We start from the raw sequence: 20,400 nt of genomic DNA, 5'->3' as shown, positions 1-20,400 counted from the left end.
GGAAATGAAAATGAATGAATTAGGTATAAGGAAAACGCATGAAAAGTTAAAGAAAAGACTTGCCAATTATATTAAGGCACAATACTTTGCAGAGAATGACTTATTATTAGAAGCTACTAAATCAATGTTAACAGAAGAGAGCGTTCTATTTCAAGAACCTTATATTGAAGCAACGCAAAATTATAAAATTGAGCAAACAGGATTTGAAAAAGCAGATTTAAATGATGATATAAAAAGATATTTGGATTACTTGATAAAAAATAACTTAGGAGTATATAAAACTCCATTTTCTCATCAGGTCAAAGCACTTGAAGCTTATTATAAAGGCAAAGATCTTTTAGTTACAACAGGAACTGGTTCTGGAAAAACAGAATGTTTTTTATGGCCTATACTAACAGAAATGATTAGCCAAGTTTCTTCTAATAGTGACGATTGGAACAGTGAAGGTATTAGAGCATTAATTTTATATCCAATGAATGCTTTGGTATCTGATCAATTAGGAAGAATTCGTAATATCATAGGCAGAGAAGATGATGCTTATGGTAAATTAATGAGAACGGAAAGTAATAAGGAAATTAGAAGATTACGTTTTGGAATGTACACAGGTAGAACACCTTATCCTGGTCAAGAGGATAAAAATAAAGATAAAGATCTTGCTGGTTTATTGAAAAAGACATATTTAAATTATGATGAACATAATAAAGATATATATGAAAAGTTAAAAAAAATAGGTAGGATACCAGCTAAGGATTTAGGAGCATTTATAAATTCATTAAATGAAGGTAAGCAAAAAACTGCTACAAATGATTCAGAATTATTAACACGTACTGAAATGCAAAAGATCTGTCCAGATATTCTTATAACTAATTATAGTATGTTAGAATATATGCTTATGAGACCAATTGAACAAAGTTTTTGGATTAAGACAAAAAAATGGTTGAAAAGTTCTCCTGATAATAAATTCATGTTAATTATTGATGAAGCGCATATGTATAGAGGAGCAGCTGGTGGAGAAGTTTCATTGCTTATTAGACGTTTGATGGACAAACTTGAAATTGGTAGGGATAAAGTACATTGTATTCTAACTAGTGCAAGTGTTCCTGAAAATAAAAAAGACGAATTGCTAGAATTTGCATGTGGCTTAACTGGACAAAATAAAGATAATAGTAATTTTGAAATAATTAAAGGTGAGCAAACACCACTGTATAATCATTCAAAGGGGAATAAATCTGATGTAGAAAAGCTTTTACAACTTAATTACGATAAATTACAAAGTAAGGAAGAGGATATAAAAGGACAGATTAGCTTACTAGCACAATTATTTGGGTGGGGAAAAGTTGATACAAACTATAATCATTGGTTATTCGAGAAACTATCTAATTATCCACCAATGTTGGAATTAATAAAAAGCTGTAGTGGTAAAGGTGTTGCATTAAAACAAATAGCTCAGCAAATTTTTGAGGGAGTAAGTCAAAGCGATGCTGAATATGCAACAGAAATTCTTTTAGCTTTGGGTACATTATCTAAATCAAAAGAAGGAAAAGTATTGCTACCAGCTAGAGTTCATATGCTATTTAGGGGAATAAATGGAATATTTGCATGTTTAAATCCCAAATGTGGGGATAGTCATGATTTAATGGGAATAAGAATTGGACATATAGATAAAACTTCATCATTAATGTGTCCTAAGTGTGGTAGCAGAGTGTTTGAATTATTAGGTGATAGAAGATGTGGTACACTTTTTATTAGAGCATTTATGGAGAAAGAAGATTATAAAAATAACACATTTTTATGGCAGGAAAAAAGTAGTCTTATTAACTTTCCAAGTGAAATACATTTATGGATTGCACAAAAGGGACGAAAGGATATTTTTAAAGAAGACACAAAGAATAGTAAAGCAAAAAGGGAGTCAATATTTGGTTATATAAATATTAAAACTGGAATTTTATATGAAGGCGGAGATTTTGATGATAATGAAGAATTTATAAAAGTCCTCATTCCTAAGAGTTCTATCAAAGAGAATAAATTATATACATTTAATACTTGTCCTAATTGTGGAAGAGAACGAAATAATCCTACTCCTTTTAAAGTACGCGGTAATGAACCTTTTGCGAATTTAATTATAGAACAACTTATAGGACAGCCAGCTAAAGATGTTACATTAAAGAATGAAGGAAAAAAGGTATTATTATTTTCAGATAGCCGTCAAAGAGCTGCAACTTTAGCTAGAGATTTGACAATAGCAACAGATCGTGATGCTGGAAGACAAGCGATTTATATGGCACAAAAGCTATTAGATGAAAGATATGAAGAAGATGAAAAATCTCTTGATTTATTGTATTATGCATTTCTTAAGGTTGTTGTAGATAATGATATATCATTCTTTTATGGAGAAGATAATAAAGCTTTTAAAGATCAAGTAAAAGACTTTAAACTAAAGTTTAAAGATAGAAAAAAATTAAAATACGAAAAAATGTTAGGGAAAATAGGAAATCCACCTCAATTATTTTATCAATTATTGTTTAAAAATATTAGCGATAGCTTTAGGTCCTTTAATAATCTTTGTTTAGGACAAGTGGTATTGCTTGAAAAGGGTGAAGATGCTGAAGAGTTAGAGGAAGAAGTTTTGGAAGATATTTCTGAAGAAACGGATTTAAGTATAGCATTGATTAGAAATATATTTAATACATGGATTCAATATCTTATTGTAAAAGATATGGCTATTTTTCCATCAGTTTCTGATGATGTAAGAAACAGTATTTTATCATTTGATAAAGGAAATCTAGGAATAGAAGAGAAGGAAAAATTCCCAAGATATTTAGTAAAATTATTAAGCAAAAATGGAATTACAGATGAACAAATAGAACAATTAAGAAAAGCATTTATAAACTCTCTTACTAAACAAGGCGAAAAAGATTATACAAATAATAGATATTTAACTCCAGGATATCTAACTTTTAAAACTCATGAAAATTCTAAATGGTATAGATGCAGTAGGTGCTCAGGTACTTCTACTTTTAAGTTGTTCGATAGTTGCATATATTGTGGAAGCAAAGATTATTTGACTGAGATGTCTGATGATGAACTAAATAGATATGATTTTTGGAGAGAACCTGTTATAAAAGCTTTAAAGGGCGAGAAGATTAGAAATTTTGTCACTGAAGAACATACAGCACAATTATCGCATAAAGATCAAGCTAATGATATATGGGCCACAACAGAAAATTATGAAATGAGGTTTAGAGATATAGTAGTAGATGAGGATAGTGAACCTATTGATATTTTAAGTTGCACAACAACAATGGAAGTTGGGATAGATATTGGTTCATTAACAGCTGTTGGTTTAAGAAATGTACCACCAATGAGAGAGAACTATCAGCAACGTGCTGGGCGTGCTGGACGAAAAGGCGCAGCAGTATCTAGTATTGTTACTTATACAGAAAATGGACCACACGACTCATGGTATTTTAATCATCCAGATCAAATAATTTCAGGTGAGCCAAGAACACCTTGGATTGATTATAAAAACTTAAAATTAATAAGAAGACATTTAAATTTAATATTAATTGAAGAATTTTTTGAAGAGAATCGATTGAATATTGAAGAAATCACAGTTGATGACTTCTTTTTAGATAATAATGTAACGAATTATGAAAAATTTATAAAATGGGTAAAAAATAAATTACCACTAAAAGATAATAGATTAACAGTACTTATCCCTAAAGATGTGGATATTAATTGGAATGAATATGAAAGATATGTTCAAGGAGAAATCAACAGATTACATTTAAAGGTAAGTAAAAATATAGTTGTATATATTATAAAGCAAAAAATAAATGGAGAAGTACAAGAAACATATACTTTACTATTAGATATATTGTTTAAAGAAGGATTTTTACCTACATATTCATTTCCAAGGGATATTGTACATTTTTGGATTGAAAATAAATATGGAAATGTCAGTGAAAGTCCTGAAAGAAGCTTGGATATTGCAATAAGTGAATATGCACCAGGACGTATGCTAGTTGTTAATAAAAAGTCATATATTTCAGGTGGATTATATGATCATTATACTAAATATAATAAAGAGTATGGTTATAAAGCAGCAGAACCTTGGTTAAATATGAAAGAATATAATAGCAAAATTTATTGCTGTGATAATAATAATTGTGGTTGGATAGGAACAGAAAAGAAAACTAAATCTTGTCCTTTATGTGGAGGAATATTAAAGGAAGAAACTTTAATTAAACCTTGGGGATTTGCAGCAAGAAATGGAACTAATATTCCAGAAGTAAGAGATACACAAGAATACTCTGTTTCAAGTAAGCCTTTTTATGCTTCTTTACTTAACGATTCAAGTTCTATGAAAGCAATATCAGGAACAGGATTAATTAAAATGGAGGATAGAAAAGATCAAAAATTAATTCTTGTAAATAAAGGACCTGAAAATTCAATGTTTAGCTTATGCACAAAATGTGGTGCTATAGATCCAGGAAATACGCTAGAAAAAGATTTAAAGGAAAGGAAGAGGCCTTATAAATTACCATATAGAGAAAAAACTGATTCTCAAACATGTAACCATGTTAGAGAAAATGTATTATTGGGATATAGTGTACTTACTGATATGCTTGTATTAGAGTTAAAGCTAGAAAAAGACTTTATTAGAATTGATAGAGAAAGCTTAAATGTGTGGATAGTTCCAGCAGTAACTTCATTAGCTGAAGCTATAGTCTTGGCTGCTAGCACTGTACTAGATATTGAATTTAGTGATTTGAAATCAGGTTATCGTCTACGTTTTGATAAAAATCTTATATATGTTGATATATATTTATACGATAGCTTGTCAAGTGGAGCTGGTTATGCTAATAGAGTAGGCCAATTAATAGATGATGTTATGGATGAAGTTGTAAGGCGACTAACTGAATGTAATTGTGAACTTTCATGTCCAAATTGTTTACAACATTTCTGGAATCAATCTATTAAGGATAAGTTAGATAGAAAAGCAGCATTGCAATTATTGAAATGGGTAAGAAATGGAAAACTAGAAACAAGTATTACAAAAGAAGATAAAGAAAAATATATAGATATACTAAAAGAAATAGTTAACTTACAAGATGACTTTGGAGAAGTAATAAAAAATGAGGATGACTATTATTTATATATAAAAAACTCTAAAAAGAAAATAGTAATATATCCGGCGATGTGCAGTTTGAAGCAAATAAATGCAGAACCAAATGATATTTTAATTCCAGATAGATTATTCAAAGTATCAATAGCAGATGTTTGGAAAATAATAGATATGAATATAAATGGAGCTTATTAAAAATATAGTGATATATTCAAAAATTACTTAATATAAAAAAGATTAATATAAAAAAGCTAAATATATTTTGGCTTTAGATAAAAGGCGGTAAATATGTAAAGTGGACCCCTTGTCAAGGACACAATAAAAAAGGGGACTAGGAAGCTAATAAAAGATGATTTCTAAATTGTTTAGGAGTCATCTTTTTTAAATTCCATTGGTACCTATAATTATTGTAGTAATCTATATAATCATCAACTGCGTCAATAACTTCGTTAAGAGTTTTGCATGTTTTGAAATTAACTTCATCTTTCATATGACCGAAGAAAGATTCTTGTGGAGCATTATCCCAACAGTTGCCACGACGCGACATTGATTGACCTAAGTTATTCTCCTTTAGTAACTTTTGAAATTTAGGACTAGTATAGTGAGCACCTTGATCAGAATGAATAAATGCATCTTTATGAAGATCATTCTTATGTTGAGCTATAAGTTTATCTATAGTAACTGTTACAATATCTATTTTTAGAGAATCTGAAATATGATAAGATAAGATGTCGTTGCTGCTACCATCTTTGATGGTAGACAAATAAGCCATATGATTATTACCATATGGTATGTAAGTAATGTCTGTTAGTAATACTTTTCCTGGTATTCCTTGTTTGAAATTTCTTTCTAGTAAATTAGGAACTACTCTATGCTCTTTGGTTGCTTTAGCCATCTTTCGATACGGATTAGTTTTTCTTATAGGACATTTAATATTGTATTTTCTCATTATACGTTGAATTTTCTTTCTACTATATATGATAGAATATTCACCCTCTAAGACCATTTTAATTGAACGTGATCCTTTCTTATAGCCTCTATAATTCATAGCTTTTAAAATATTTTCTTTGGCTTCTAAATCTTTATCTTCAATAACCTTTTTGCTATCTAAGGTATTTAAATAATTATAATATCCCGAACGTGAAACGTTTAAGAGATCACAAAAATATGAAATCATATTCTTGAAATTATTTTCAATAATAGTTTCATTTATTAATTTAAATATCTCCTTACTTTTTAGATTTACGCAGCTGTTTACCAGCCTCCTTTCTGTCATGTCTAATTTTTTTAACATTTCTACCTGCTCTTCTAGTAGTTTAATTCTAGCTTCTTGTTTTGAAATAATGTCATCTTTTGAAAGTTCTTTATTAACTGGTCTTCCTGAATTTTCTTTCCTAGTGTCACGCAAACCTATAATTCCATCATTATTATAAGCTTTTAACCATCTAGCTGCCGCTTGTTCGTAACGTTTAATACCAATTATTTTGATATCAAATCCAGCTTCTTCAAAAATTGTTTTAGGAAGTTTACCTTTTAAATATTCATCTATAAAAAATCGCTTAAACTCGTCAGAGTAAGTTATAGACTTTTCACTAACTCTAATAACATATGGATTTTGCTTAAGTAGTTCAATAGTTCTTTTATCAAATGTTATTTTACTCATATTTTTCCTCCAATATTTATATTAATATTATACATAAAAAGTACCTATAAACTAGACACTTTTTTTTCTAGTGTCCTGATTATAGGTACCATTTTATATAATTTGTACCTTTTTTTGCCTCTTATAGAGTAAGCATGAAGTCTTTATAACAATTAAATCATAAGAAGAAAAATAATGCTTATATTTTTTAGAAAACTATCATGCCTGCAATGTCAGTTTATTCATATAGTAAAACTTGATATGTAGAAAATTGTGTTGTAAGCTATAGTTGAATAATGAAAAACCAAAATCTTAAGAGAGGATGTAGATTGAATAAATATTGAAAATAGAACAAGTTATTCAATATATAAGAATTCATCAAGTATTTTGAAAGAATAAAAAATAAAAAATCATTTTTTATATAAACTAAGAGAGAATTTATTTTTGCCGGCAAAAAAACGGCAAAAATAAATTCCTAAATAATTCTTGTTTGTTCTAAATTGAAAATTAGTAGTACAAATTATAGAGCAGAATTCTAGGTGTTTTTTGCATGTTTGATTCTTATTTATTCAACCTAGTATATATAATAATCTAATATAACATAAAAACTGATTTTTAGCAGTTAGAGAGAGGAAGTTAATAATGAGTAAGACTCTTGTTTTGGCTGAAAAACCTTCTGTGGGAAGAGATTTAGCTAAAGTTTTAAAATGTAATCAAAATAAAGGTTCATATATTGAAGGAAATAAATATGTAGTAACATGGGCTATGGGACATTTAGTTGGCCTCATGGATCCAGAAGGTTATGATAAAAGATATAAGGAATGGAGTATGGAAACTCTGCCTATGCTTCCTAAGAATATGAAATTAACGGTGTTAAAAAAGACAGGTAAACAGTTTAACGAAGTAAAGAAACTTATGAATAGAAGTGATATAATCGATATCATAATTGCCACAGATGCTGGAAGAGAGGGAGAACTTGTTGCAAGATGGATAATTGAAAAAGCAGGTGTTAAAAAGCCTCTTAAGAGATTATGGATATCATCTCAGACAAATAAAGCAATTTTAGATGGATTTAAAAATTTGAAAGATGCAAAGGATTATGAAAATCTATATAAAGCAGCAGTATGTAGAGCAGAAGCAGACTGGCTTATTGGCCTTAATGTGACTCGTGCTCTTACATGTAAATATAATGCTCAGTTATCAGCAGGGCGTGTACAGTCTCCAACACTTTCTATGATAGTAAAAAGGGAAGAAGAAATTAAAAATTTCAAGCCTAGTGATTATTATAATATAAATGCAAAGGCAAAAGGCTTTACATTAAATTATATAAATAATAAAGGAAATACTGCTATATATAATGAAGAACTTGCAAGCTCTATAGTTACAAAATGCAAGGGTAGAGATGGTAAAGTTATAGAAGTAAACAAATCTAATAAGAAAAAGTATTCACCTGAGTTATATGATTTAACCGAACTACAAAGAGATGCTAATAAAATATGGGGATATTCTGCAAAACAGACTTTAAATATAATGCAGAGGCTTTATGAAAATCATAAGCTTTTAACTTACCCAAGAACAGATTCGAGATATATAACAACTGATGTTGTTGCAACTATTCCTGAAAGACTTAAAGCAATAGGTACTGGTGAATACAGAGTATATGCTGAAAAACTTATAAAAGAAGGCTTAAAAGGTAACTCTAGATTTGTGAATAATGCAAAGGTAAGCGATCACCATGCCATAATTCCTACAGAAGAAAAGGGAAGTCTGGTAAACTTAAGTACAGATGAAAGTCATATATACAATCTAGTTGTAAAGAGATTTTTAAGTGTACTTCTTCCAGCATATGAATATGAGCAGACTACAATAAAGGTAGATATAAATGGTGAAATATTTACTGCAAAAGGAAATGTAACTAAGAGCAAGGGATGGAAGAAGCTTTATGAAAAAGATAACATAGATGATGAAGAAAAGAATGTAGAGCTTCCAATTTTAAATAAGGGAGATATTCTACAGATTTCTTCAGTAGATATTGTTAAGAAACAGACTACACCACCAGCTAGATTTAATGAAGCAACACTTTTATCTGCTATGGAAAATCCTCAGAAATATATAAGTATAGATAAAGATTCAGCTAAGACTCTTAATGAAACAGGAGGACTTGGTACCGTTGCAACAAGAGCTGATATAATAGAAAAGCTGTTCAATTCATTTGTAATAGAAAAGCAAGGAAAAGATATAGTACCTACATCAAAAGGTAAGCAGCTTATTGAATTAGTTCCAAAGGAATTAAAGTCTCCATTATTAACTGCAAAATGGGAAAAGAGACTTGAAGAAATTGCTAGAGGAAAATCAGATTCTCATAAATTTATAAAAGAAATGAAGAATTATGCAGTAGCTCTTATTGAAGATGTTAAGGGTGGTAATGCAAAATTCCATCATGACAATCAGACAGGAAAAAAGTGTCCTGAATGTGGTAAATATATGCTTGAGGTAAAAGGTAAAAATGGAACAATGTATGTATGTCAGGATAGAAACTGTGGTCATAGAGAAAATATTGCAAGAGTTACAAATGCAAGATGTCCTGAATGTAAGAAACGTTTAGAGCTTAGAGGACAGGGTGAGGGAAAGATATATGTATGTCCAGGGGCAAAGTGTAATTTTAGAGAAAAAGCTTCAGTATTTGAAAAGAGATTTGATAAAAAAGGTAAAGTAGATAAAAGACAAGTTAATAATTATATGAAGAAACTTCAAAAAGAAGCAGAGCAGGAGGAAATGAATGATAATCCTTTTGCAGCTTTATTAAAAGATTTTGGAAAATAAGATTAAATATTATTAAAAGCAGGAGAATTTTAAGTAAGCTCCTGCTTTTAATATGGCTTGAATTATTATGATAATTAACAGTCATCATCGCAGTCGCAACAGTCACAACAGTCACAGGAGTTTTTTTTGCATCGATGTTTCTTATGACGGTGCTTATTGTTTTCAGAAGCTGGACTAGTTCCACTACAACAGTTAAAACAATTATCTATAGCATTATCAACCATTTTTTCTAGTAGGCATGAATAAGTACATACTAGCTGGCTGTTAGTGTTCATAAGATAATTTGTATTATATTGTGTTGTCCAAAAGTATAACAATATTAATAGTAAAACAAGAGATTGATATTGCCTAGAAATACAGCATAGACCTTGAAGACCGTTTAATTGTCCAGCATCATATGCATTATCAATACATCCATTTAGTCCAAGACTGTTATTTAAATCATTTAAATCATCACTTAGATTATCAAAGTTATTATTTAAATTATCAAAGTTGTTATTCAAAGTATCAAAGCCATTATTAATATCATTATTTAGTTCATTAAAATTGCCTCGATTGTCCATTATTCACTCACCTTACGTATAACTCTATAATTTTATAGTATGTTAAAAGTCAAATAAGTTTAAAAAAAAATATAAATATTTCATAATTTTAAGGAATATTTTATAGTATATGATATATGAAGAGACGGTTTATTAATTCAAGAAAATGTTTATAAAGCAATTCTAGGAGAATGGTCTTATGGAGATAAAAAATATAGTTGATTTTAAAAATAAGATTATAAAGAAGAAAAATATTAAAGTTGATGATTATAAAATATATACGCCTGAAATAGTTAAGAAGTATAGAGAATGTTATAAATTCACAATGAAGGTTACAAAACATAGGGATAAAACAATGTTTATAATGTATAAAAGGGTTGAGGAATGGTATAGGAATAAAAATATAGATTATAATATTGAAAAAATTCATATAAAATCAAAATTAGGATCATATACTAGTGGAGGCTGTGGTATAGGAGCATCTCTTTTAGCTGGACTTACAGCAAGTGGTGTATTTTCTTATATGGACATCTGCATTAAGAAATTAGGACGATTTTCCTTGATAACATATGCTCTATTTGTACTTTTTTTAGGATTAAAAATTCTTCAAAATGAAGATGATAATGTAGAAATGTATAATATATTTTTAGCTGTTATAAATGATATTGAATCTAAATCCTAGGATATAAAGTTATAAATTTGAAATTTTAATAGGTATTATCAAGAATAAAACAATGTTTTTTACACAACCTAATATTATGGAAAGGAAGTGTTTAAAATGAGTAACTCAAATAACTGTAATTGTGGAGCTAATAAAAGTAATAATATTTTAAAAGAAGAAACTGCTAAGAAAACATCATCTGGATGCTGTAACAAAAGTGAAGGATGTAATGATTGGACATCTGTTAGTCAAAATTATGACATAAAAGATTCATGTGAAAAGAATGAAAAGAGTGCAGGAAATAATCAATGGTGTTCAACATCTAAATAGTTATTTTAGCAAAAGAAATATTTTTTTACAATTAAAAAAATTAAATATATGGTATATAATAAATAATATTGATTATAGTAATATATGAAATAATAAAAGGAATTGTAGTTATGCAATTCCTTTTATTTTGAATGAAGATTAATATATAACTTACAAAAGCTAAGTAGTGATTATGATATAATTTATGTACTTAATATATGAAAAATAGGAGAAAAATTTTGGAGATTTTAAATAGCATTTTAGATAATGTAATATATTTAGATATTGAAACAACAGGATTAGATGAAAAAAGCTCAGAAATAATTGAAATAGGAGCAGTTAAGATAAAAAATAATGAAATTACTACATATGAAACACTCATAAAGCCTAGAGGACGTGTTCCAGTTGGAATATACAGCTTATGTACAGGATTAACTGAAAAAGAACTCAATGAAGCGAGAACCTTGAATATGGTACGTAATGAAATTTTAGAGTTTATTGAAGACATTCCTTTAATATGTCATAATGGGAATTTTGAAAAGAGATTTCTAAATTATCATATACCTGATATTAAAAATAAAATACTAGATTCTATGGAATTAATTGCGATTCTTGAACCTTATAGAAAAGAATACAATCTTGAAGCATTGATGAAAAATATGACTGTTATGGAGAAGAATGAGCTTCATAGAGGTCTTGATGATTCAATAAATACTTTAAAAGTAGTAAATGCTGCATTATGCAGGCAATGGAATAGAGAAGATCATAGCCGTAAAAAAAATACACTGTATATGGAAATAAAAAAATACTATAAGTATTTAAATGAATGGGAATGGACAGAGTACCTTTTAAAGCCTCCATTTTTCAATTATGGAGATTATGATTATGTATCTTATGAAGAAAATAAGAATGATCAATTGATATTAAAAGATATTGCAATTGATTACACTAAATATGAAGAGTTATTGAGAAATGAAGATATATGGAATAATGGTGGAGATTTTGGATATGTATTTAGAGAAAACCAAATGGAATTTGCCAAAAAAATCAGAGAAAATTATCAGCGTGGAGAGAGAATATTTATTGAAGCTCCAACAGGCAGTGGAAAAACATTTGCATATGTAATCATTGCTGCTATAGGCTCGTATTTAAATAAACAGAAACATAAAAAAGATGATTCTAGTTTTATAATATCAACTAATACAAAGGAACTTCAAAATCAATTAATAGAAAGAGATATTCCTACAATATTAAAGAAACTTAGACTAGATGATAAGCTTAATTATGGAGCTATGAAAGGAAAAGGAAATTATATATGTATAGAAAGGCTCAGAAAATGTGAAGAACTTGAGATTTCAAAAGAAGGAAATCTTGCCTTATTATTTTTTAATAGATTATGTGAAAATGGGAAATATGGGGATAGTGAAAATATAAGTTTTTGGGCACATAAGCATTTTATGCTTGATGATTATTTAAAGGATGTAACTTGTGATAGTGATTCTTGCAATTTAGAAAAATGTAATAAGCCATGTTTTCTTAGAAAAAGATACAATGAACTTCCAGCAGAAAATATTACAGTAATAAATCATTCACTATTATCATGCTGGCCATATAGTGAAAAGAAAAAGATAAATCACATAATTATTGATGAAGGCCATAACTTAATGGAAAAATGTTATGATTTTTTTGCAGAAGAATTTTGCTATAAAGAATTTTTAGAGCTTTTAGATATATTGGAAAATGGACATCCGAGTATATTATTGTTGTTAAATACTCTTAATGCTAGCTATGGGTATAGGGAAACCATAGAAAAGGATAAATTGTTGTATTTAGTTAAAGAAATTGTAGTTAATATGAATATCCTTCTAAATGATTTTAGAAGTATGAGACTTGTTTCAGGAGAATATAATTTTAATACTGAATTCTTTGTCCCTAGAGATGATATTAAAGGAATAACAAAAGTATTAACACCAGAAATTTCAATGCTTAAGGAAAGTATTTATCCTCTGTATAAAATGCTGAATGATTACCTTAATAATATTGTTGCTGATGATGAAGTTAATGGTGAAACTGATTATAAAACTGTAAGTGATTATATATCTAAAATAAAAGCAGCTTTTGATACGCTTGATAAGTTTTTGGAATCTTCAAGATTTTTTGCAAAGATTCTTGAAGTTGATTCAAAATATGAAGATTTTAAACTTAGAACAGTTCCATTAAATGTAGGAGAACTTGTAAATGAACATATGCTTAAAGACATTAAAAGTACTACTTTTTTATCTGCGACTCTTAGAATAGAGAATTCATTCAGAAAGATAAAGAATCATCTTGGTCAGGAAAAAGCTAATGAATTTCTTATTCCTCCAGTATTTAATTTGAAGAAGAGAACAAAAATATTTGCACTTAAAGATATGGGGCGATATAGTGAAGCTTCATATATAAAAAATGTTGCAAAATTTATATTTGATACAAGTGAAAAATTACAAGGTCATATACTGGTGTTATTTAACAATAATTCGAGAAGAAGCAGTGCTGCAGAAGAACTTGAAATGCTTACAAGAGGTACAAAAATTGAAGTACATACCAATAAGAAATCAATAGGAGCATTGAAGGATAAAAATAGGCAGGTAATAATACTTGGAAGCCAGGGATTTTTTGAAGGGATAGATGTACCTGGTGATGCATTAAATTGTGTTATGCTTGATAAATTCCCTAATTATAGTCCTGAATATCCAATACTTCGTGCTATTACTACTTATCAAAATAAGACATACAAAGATGTGAATTATCCACAGTTATGCATAAAAGTAAAACAGATTTATGGTCGTTTAATTAGGAGTATCTATGATTATGGCTATTTTATAATACTTGATCCAGGAGAGAATCAATTTACTCTGCGAAATATAGAAAGAGATTTAGGGGGGCCTAATATAGAAATGCAGTTTTCTAAAAATGTATTAGCTATAATGGATAAAGATTACAATAATTGGAGAAAAGAAAATTTAAATATGATCATAAATAGAATGAAGAAATCTAATACAGATATTAAAGAAAGATTTAATGATGAATCTAAAAAATTTAAAACATTTTGGGAATTATGTAATGTAGAAGATGAAAATTACTATTTTAAAAATTTAGACTATAAACTTAATGGGAAAATATAAATATTTATTGTTGAAATTTTTGTAAATAAGAAAGATAAAAAATTATAAAATCAATATCCAAAATATGTAAATAATGCTATAATGTCTTTATGATATTGTTATGGTTAATAATAAAAGGGAGGTATGTAGAGATTACTAAAGATTAGAAATTTTGAGAGTGTATTTAATAATAAAAGGGGTGTACTATAATGTCAGAAGGTATAGTAGAGTTAATTGAAATGTATAAAAGTACGAAGGAGTCTTTGGAATGTGGGTTGAAATGGCTTCCAGGTAATATTTATGCTAAATCAAAGATAGAAGTAATGAATATGATAATACAAGATTTAGAAAAATTGAGAGACGGCACTATTAAATAAAGGGTTTAATAGGGAGTTCATTTGTGTGTTATTGAATGAGCTTTTTATTTTTTTGTGGAAATATTAATAATACCTGTACAAAAATAATAATTATGATATAATTATGATATAATTATGTAATAATAACACGAACACTCGTATATCTCCAAGGATATGGCTTGGAAGTTTCTACCTGCTACCGTTATTAGCAGACTATGAGGTATTATTTTGTTAGCATTTTCATGCTTTTACTTTATGAAAGAACTACCTCAGATTAATATTAATTAAATTAGTATTAAATTTGAGGTGGTTTTTATTTTTAATAAAGATAAGTTGAAAATAAAAATTAATATAGTTATGGTATTTTAAAAGAAGAGATGTTCTGTGTATAATAATTGATTTAACATGTACATAGGAGAGATTAAAATGGAATCGACTAAAAAAGCAACAAATGATTTTGAGTATCAAAAAGAAGAAAAATATTATGAAAAAGGCATCCGACTAATGTATGGAATTGATGAAAAGCCTAGTCTTTATATGCAGATATTATTAGGATTTCAACATATATTTGCAGCTTTTGGAGGAATTATAGTAGTTCCTCTTGTAGTTTCAAGTGCATTAGGATTTGATATAGCAACATCAACAGCACTTATGAGCGCTACAATACTTGCTGCAGGAGTAGCAACTTTTATTCAATCTAAAGGAATTGGACATGCTGGTTCAAGAGTTGCCTGTATTATGGGAACTGATTTTACATTTGCTACACCAGCAATTGCTGTTGGTAGCGTTGCTGGCTTGCCCGGAATAATAGGAGCAACAATACTTGGATCACTAGTTGAAATAATATTAAGCTTTTTTATTAAACCACTTATGAAGTTGTTTCCACCATTAGTTACAGGAACAGTAATATGTCTTATAGGATTAACTCTAATCCCTGTTTCAGTAGATTGGGCAGCAGGTGGAAGTGGAAGCTCTGAATATGGGAGTATATTAAATGTATCAATTGCAGTTTTTGTAATGATTTTAACTATTGTACTTAATCATTATGGAAAAGGAATGGTAAGTACTGCTTCAATCTTAATTGGAATGATTGTTGGATATATATTATGTATTCCATTGGGAATGGTAGATTTCACAGCTGTAGAAGAAGCTAGCTGGATTTCTATGCCTAAAATTTTTTCTACAGGAGTAGATTTTAATTTAAAATATGTAATACCTTTTATACCTGCATATTTAGTTACTACTATTGAAACTGTAGGATGTTTAAAAGCTATATGTCAAGTTTCAGAAATAGATGGAGATTCTAAGAGGATAGGAAGCGGTGTACTAGCAGATGGAGTAGGAAGTACTATTGCAGGATGCTTTGGAGCATTACCTAATACTTCTTTTAGTCAAAATGTAGGACTTATCCCATTAACAAAAGTTGCAAGTAGATATATAGCAATGATGGCAGGAATACTTTTGATTATATTGGGATTATTACCAAAGTTTGCGGCAATTATAAATACAATGCCACAGCCAGTACTTGGAGGTGTTGGTATAGTAATGTTTGGGACTGTAGCTGCATCTGGAATTCAGACATTAAGTGATGTTAAACTTACTAATAAAAATCTTTTAGTTATAGCTACTTCAATAGGGCTTGGTCTTGGAGTAACATTTAGACCTGAAATATTATCAGGACTACCAGAAGGAGTAAAAATGATTTTCTCTTCAGGAATATCTACAGGAACTATAACTGCACTTGTTTTAAACTTAATCCTAAAGGATAAAGAAAATTAGTAGTTATAATAAAAGATAATTAAATATAATATTTTTATAAATACATAGCAACGAGGTATGAGATATGGAAAAGTTACGTAAAAAGATACTAGAAGAAGGAAGAGCATTGTCAGAAAATGTACTTAAGGTTGATTCATTCTTAAATCATGCAGTAGATGCAGAATTAATGTATGAAATTGGTACATATTTTAAGAATTATTTTGAAAACCACGGAATCACTAAAATATTTACAATAGAGAGTTCTGGAATAGCACCTACAGTAATGACTGCATTACAGATGAACCTTCCTATGGTTACATTAAAAAAACAAGGATCCAAAATATTAAATGGTGAAGTATATCAGACTACTGTTCATTCTTTTACAAAGGATACAAATTATGAATTAACATTATCTAAGAAATACATAAGCAAGGATGATAATATTCTTATAATAGATGATTTCTTGGCCAATGGAGAAGCTGCTTTAGGAGCTGCAAGACTTGTTGAAGAAGCAGGTGCTAAAGTAGGAGGAATAGGAATTGTAATAGAAAAATCATTCCAACCTGGACCTGAAATTTTAAAAGATAAGGGATATGAAGTATATTCTCTTGCTAGAATTGCTAAACTTGGCAATGGTATAATTGAATTTGTTGAAGAATAATTATTTATATTTTTATTAAATTTCTTGTAAAGAATGTACACTCCAATTATTAATTTTTTACTAATATTTGGAGTATTTTTTTAACTTGAATGTTTTACTTTTATTTGATATAATTATCTGCAGATTAAAAGAGATTTAGTCAGTTCGAAAGCCTCCTGACTTTAAATAAAACTACGGTTAAATAATGAGTGATTATAGAGAAAAGTTGCTGCATTTTATTTGAAATGTAAGTAATTTGACTTATATTATTGTATTTATTTGTCGTAGGAATTTGTTTCCTACGATTTTTATTATGTATAAAATAAGTCATATAATTAAATTTATATTTATTTAAAGTTTTGGCTTCCAATGATTAAAGTTAATACTTATATTGGAGGATTTATTCATGAAAGATAATACAACAAAAAGACTTGTTAGAACAGCAATTATAGCAGCTCTATATGCAGTTATAACATTAGCCCTTGCTCCAATAAGCTATGGGAATTTACAATTTAGAGTTTCTGAAATAATGGTACTTTTAGCATTCTTTGATCCATTCTATATTGGAGGATTAACACTTGGATGCTTTATTGCAAATATACTTGGACCAAACGGATTACCTGATATTATTTTTGGTACACTTGCTACATTTATAAGTGTTTATGCAATTTCTATAACAGGAAAGCATATAAAGAATAATACTTTAGCTTTATTTGTTGCTTCACTTTGGCCAACAATATTTAATGGAATAATAGTTGGATGGGAATTAAGTTATGTTGCTAAATTACCATTGTTGCTAACTATGGCACAAGTTGCGATAGGTGAATTTGTAGTTGTAACTATAATTGGTGTACCAGTTATAAAATTAATAAAAAATAAATATTCTATAATTATTGTAGAACAGGGAATTTAGTAGATTATTATATTTATAAGACTTCAGCTTTGAGAGCTGAAGTCTTTATTTAATTTAAAATATTTTTATGATGATGTAAGCACTTTCGAATAGAAAAATTTAGAGATGATAAATAAGTGTGTTTTCTATAATAATACAGTATAATTTAAGTAAAATAGAATTAAATTATTTAATATAGATTTTAGGAGGAATTATGATGAAAAGTAGTAAAATAACCAATATAAAAGCGTTAGTAAAAACAAAATTTTTAAGTATGTATGAAGCAAAATATGAAAATAGAGTAGGAAACGAAAAATCGTGGATTATAGCTACTAGAAAAAGTGAAGAATTCATGAATGAAAAGTTTTTTGAAGGCAAAAAAGATATTGAAGATGCGGTATTAATAGCAGCTCTACATAAGCCATCAAATAAGCTTGTATTAGTCAGACAATTTAGAGTACCAACTAATGATTTTGTATATGAATTAACTGCAGGTCTTATTGATGGAGGTGAAAGTTCTCATACTGCTGTAAAAAGAGAACTAAAAGAAGAAACAGGATTAAAACTTTTAGATATTATAAGTGAAAAGAAAAAATTATATTTATCTCCTGGTATGACAGATGAATCAGTAAATCTTGTATTTTGTACATGTGAAGGCGAGATAAGTGATGAATTTTTAGAAGATGATGAATGTATAGAAGCTATTATGATTTCTAGGGAAGAAGCTTTAGAACTTGTAAATAGTGATGCAGTAATGGATGTTAAATGTTATCTTGTACTTCAGAGCTTTGCAATCCTTGGAGCTAAGTTATTTGAAAAGTAGTAAATTAGATATTTATATATACTAAGAGAGGCTTAGGAGTAAATCTTAAGCCTCTTTTTATATTACTAAATACTATAATTAAAGAGTTAAAATTAAAAATAGCAATTGCAGTTACTATTTTTTATATTCAATTCTTTAAAAACATTACTAAAATACTATACTTTAGAATAAAAAGTCAAGCTAACAATTGCAGTTATTAGTAAGACTTTAACAACATATACTAAATTAATGCATAAATGCTAAAGTAATAAAATAAATTAAGAAGATTAAACTGCATATGTACATTGGAATTGAAACTTCTTTATGTTTTTTTGTAACAATCTTACAAAGAGGATAAAGAATAAATCCAACAGCTATTCCATCTATTATACTGTAAGTTAAAGGTATAGTTATTATTACAGCAAAACATGGGAAAAATTCAGAAAAATCATCAAAATTTAAATTTCTTAAGTCCTGTGCCATTAAACATCCGAGTATTATTAATATTGGTGCTATAGCACTGTTTGGTATTATGCTTATATACGGAATAAAGAATAAAGATAATAAAAATAATAATCCGCATAAAATAGATGTAAGTCCTGTTCTTCCGCCATCTTCCATTCCAGCGTTTCCTTCAACTGTTGAAACAGGAGGGCTGCATCCAAGAAGAGAATATACAACTGTAGAAATGGCTACAGCTACCAAAGACTTTGATGTCTTTTCTGGACAGTTCAGTATCTTTCCAGTTTGAGCGTGTAAAATTCCGATGTTTTCAAAAACTAATATTAAAGTTAATGAGAAAACAGATATCCAGAATTTTATACTTATAATCATTCCAAAATCAAGTTTGAAGAAAATATTTTTGTATCCCTTAAAATCAGGAAAAGTATAAGTTATTCCTTTAATATCAACTAAACCACATAATGCAGCTGCCAAAGTACCAAAAATTATAGATATTAAGAAAGCTCCACGTACATTCTTTAAAAATAAAATAAGTGTAACTGCCATAACTACAACAAATAGTATTACGTTTGGATTGGAAATATTTCCGAGTTGAACTAAACTAGATTCTGAATTTACAACTAAACCGGACTTTTGAAGTCCAAGAAAAGCTATAAATAATCCAATACCAATTGTTATGGATTCCTTTAAATAATCAGGTATTGATTCCATTAAAATTTTAGATATTGGAGTGACTGCAATTATTGCAAATAATAAACCTGCAACAAAAATAGCAGCTAATGCCTCAAAAAAGGTAAGACCTAGAGTGTTAACGATGGTATAGGTAAGAAGTGCGTTAATTCCCATACCAGGCATTACAATTAATGGAGCATTACTTACAAATGCAGCAATAAGACAACCTGATACTGATGCGAATACAGTAGCAATAATAAGTGGTTCTACTGCTATTCCACCATCACTTAAAATACTTGCATTTACAATAATTATATAGATACTTGCAAAAAATGATGTTAATGCAGCAAGTGCCTCTCCCTTAAAAGTAACATTGTGCTCCTTAAGTTTAAATAGCTTATTCATCCTTTCGACCTAACTTTCAATGTTCCCTCTCCCACCCGCGCAAAAGCGCAAACATATTATAGCATTGAAATTTTAAATGTACAACCTTGTATTTCAGTTTTCTTATTATATTATTTATTAGAATAATATTAGACATATATAAAATAAATAGGTGATTATTTATCA

The 20,400-nt window shown here is 28.6% G+C and carries 13 protein-coding genes and 1 riboswitch; of the genes, 10 read left to right on the top strand and 3 right to left on the bottom strand.

Annotated features, from left to right (window positions below; translation table 11 throughout):
* Positions 1 to 10: 10 nt before the first annotated feature.
* Positions 11 to 5,323 (top strand): DEAD/DEAH box helicase, encoded by a 5,313-nt coding sequence (locus tag HF850_RS05650; RefSeq protein WP_169104498.1) that lies wholly within the window; start codon positions 11 to 13, stop codon positions 5,321 to 5,323.
* Positions 5,324 to 5,459: 136 nt separating this feature from the next.
* Here the strand turns inward: HF850_RS05650 and HF850_RS05645 are convergent, their stop codons facing one another.
* Positions 5,460 to 6,791 carry an IS3 family transposase gene (locus tag HF850_RS05645; protein WP_169104497.1) on the bottom strand — a complete coding sequence of 444 codons (1,332 nt, stop codon included), beginning with the start codon at positions 6,789 to 6,791 and terminating at the stop codon, positions 5,460 to 5,462.
* A 621-nt stretch (positions 6,792 to 7,412) separates the two neighbouring features.
* On the opposite strand from HF850_RS05645, the gene HF850_RS05640 reads away from it, so the two are divergent.
* Positions 7,413 to 9,593: a DNA topoisomerase III gene (locus tag HF850_RS05640; protein ID WP_169104496.1), complete on the top strand. Its 2,181-nt coding sequence runs from the start codon at positions 7,413 to 7,415 to the stop codon at positions 9,591 to 9,593.
* Between the two features lie 74 nt (positions 9,594 to 9,667).
* Here HF850_RS05640 and HF850_RS05635 read toward each other — a convergent pair whose 3' ends face one another.
* Positions 9,668 to 10,156, bottom strand: a complete 489-nt coding sequence (locus tag HF850_RS05635; RefSeq protein WP_169104495.1) for a hypothetical protein — start codon at positions 10,154 to 10,156, stop codon at positions 9,668 to 9,670.
* 178 nt (positions 10,157 to 10,334) lie between these two features.
* Between HF850_RS05635 and HF850_RS05630 the strand changes: the two genes are divergently transcribed.
* The 8 genes from HF850_RS05630 (at position 10,335) to HF850_RS05595 (ending at position 18,717) form a co-directional block, all read left to right on the top strand.
* The gene (locus HF850_RS05630; protein ID WP_169104494.1) at positions 10,335 to 10,817 is read left to right on the top strand and encodes a hypothetical protein; all 483 of its coding nucleotides are present in this window, start codon (positions 10,335 to 10,337) and stop codon (positions 10,815 to 10,817) included.
* A 96-nt stretch (positions 10,818 to 10,913) separates the two neighbouring features.
* Complete coding sequence (locus HF850_RS05625) at positions 10,914 to 11,126, top strand: hypothetical protein (RefSeq protein WP_169104493.1); 213 nt, start codon at positions 10,914 to 10,916, stop codon at positions 11,124 to 11,126.
* Between the two features lie 215 nt (positions 11,127 to 11,341).
* Positions 11,342 to 14,269: a helicase C-terminal domain-containing protein gene (locus HF850_RS05620; RefSeq protein WP_169104506.1), complete on the top strand. Its 2,928-nt coding sequence runs from the start codon at positions 11,342 to 11,344 to the stop codon at positions 14,267 to 14,269.
* 188 nt (positions 14,270 to 14,457) lie between these two features.
* Positions 14,458 to 14,625, top strand: a complete 168-nt coding sequence (locus HF850_RS05615; RefSeq protein ID WP_169104492.1) for a hypothetical protein — start codon at positions 14,458 to 14,460, stop codon at positions 14,623 to 14,625.
* A gap of 115 nt (positions 14,626 to 14,740) precedes the next feature.
* Positions 14,741 to 14,840: riboswitch (purine riboswitch) on the top strand.
* Positions 14,841 to 15,108: 268 nt separating this feature from the next.
* Positions 15,109 to 16,383, top strand: a complete 1,275-nt coding sequence (locus tag HF850_RS05610; RefSeq protein WP_243159412.1) for a nucleobase:cation symporter-2 family protein — start codon at positions 15,109 to 15,111, stop codon at positions 16,381 to 16,383.
* Between the two features lie 64 nt (positions 16,384 to 16,447).
* The gene (locus HF850_RS05605) at positions 16,448 to 17,023 is read left to right on the top strand and encodes a xanthine phosphoribosyltransferase (RefSeq protein ID WP_169104490.1); all 576 of its coding nucleotides are present in this window, start codon (positions 16,448 to 16,450) and stop codon (positions 17,021 to 17,023) included.
* A 385-nt stretch (positions 17,024 to 17,408) separates the two neighbouring features.
* Entirely contained in the window at positions 17,409 to 17,915 is a 507-nt protein-coding gene (locus HF850_RS05600) for a QueT transporter family protein (RefSeq protein ID WP_169104489.1), read from the top strand.
* A gap of 196 nt (positions 17,916 to 18,111) precedes the next feature.
* Complete coding sequence (locus HF850_RS05595) at positions 18,112 to 18,717, top strand: NUDIX hydrolase (RefSeq protein WP_169104488.1); 606 nt, start codon at positions 18,112 to 18,114, stop codon at positions 18,715 to 18,717.
* Positions 18,718 to 18,942: 225 nt separating this feature from the next.
* Here the strand turns inward: HF850_RS05595 and HF850_RS05590 are convergent, their stop codons facing one another.
* Positions 18,943 to 20,235, bottom strand: coding sequence for an NCS2 family permease (locus tag HF850_RS05590; protein WP_169104487.1), 1,293 nt, complete (start codon positions 20,233 to 20,235; stop codon positions 18,943 to 18,945).
* Between the last annotated feature and the right edge of the window lie 165 nt (positions 20,236 to 20,400).

This window comes from Clostridium sp. SM-530-WT-3G (genome assembly GCF_012843905.1).
GTDB lineage: Bacteria > Bacillota > Clostridia > Clostridiales > Clostridiaceae > Clostridium.
This window is presented reverse-complemented; position numbering and strand designations above follow the sequence as displayed.

Excerpts from the sequence above, each read along its gene's own strand:
- HF850_RS05640 (WP_169104496.1), top strand. The coding sequence starts at position 7,413 with ATGAGTAAGACTCTTGTTTTGGCTGAAAAACCTTCTGTGGGAAGAGAT.
- HF850_RS05615 (WP_169104492.1), top strand. The coding sequence starts at position 14,458 with ATGTCAGAAGGTATAGTAGAGTTAATTGAAATGTATAAAAGTACGAAG.
- HF850_RS05650 (WP_169104498.1), top strand. The coding sequence starts at position 11 with ATGAATGAATTAGGTATAAGGAAAACGCATGAAAAGTTAAAGAAAAGA.
- HF850_RS05600 (WP_169104489.1), top strand. The coding sequence starts at position 17,409 with ATGAAAGATAATACAACAAAAAGACTTGTTAGAACAGCAATTATAGCA.
- HF850_RS05610 (WP_243159412.1), top strand. The coding sequence starts at position 15,109 with ATGTATGGAATTGATGAAAAGCCTAGTCTTTATATGCAGATATTATTA.
- HF850_RS05630 (WP_169104494.1), top strand. The coding sequence starts at position 10,335 with ATGGAGATAAAAAATATAGTTGATTTTAAAAATAAGATTATAAAGAAG.
- HF850_RS05595 (WP_169104488.1), top strand. The coding sequence starts at position 18,112 with ATGAAAAGTAGTAAAATAACCAATATAAAAGCGTTAGTAAAAACAAAA.
- HF850_RS05635 (WP_169104495.1), bottom strand. The coding sequence starts at position 10,156 with ATGGACAATCGAGGCAATTTTAATGAACTAAATAATGATATTAATAAT.
- HF850_RS05590 (WP_169104487.1), bottom strand. The coding sequence starts at position 20,235 with ATGAATAAGCTATTTAAACTTAAGGAGCACAATGTTACTTTTAAGGGA.
- HF850_RS05605 (WP_169104490.1), top strand. The coding sequence starts at position 16,448 with ATGGAAAAGTTACGTAAAAAGATACTAGAAGAAGGAAGAGCATTGTCA.
- HF850_RS05645 (WP_169104497.1), bottom strand. The coding sequence starts at position 6,791 with ATGAGTAAAATAACATTTGATAAAAGAACTATTGAACTACTTAAGCAA.
- HF850_RS05625 (WP_169104493.1), top strand. The coding sequence starts at position 10,914 with ATGAGTAACTCAAATAACTGTAATTGTGGAGCTAATAAAAGTAATAAT.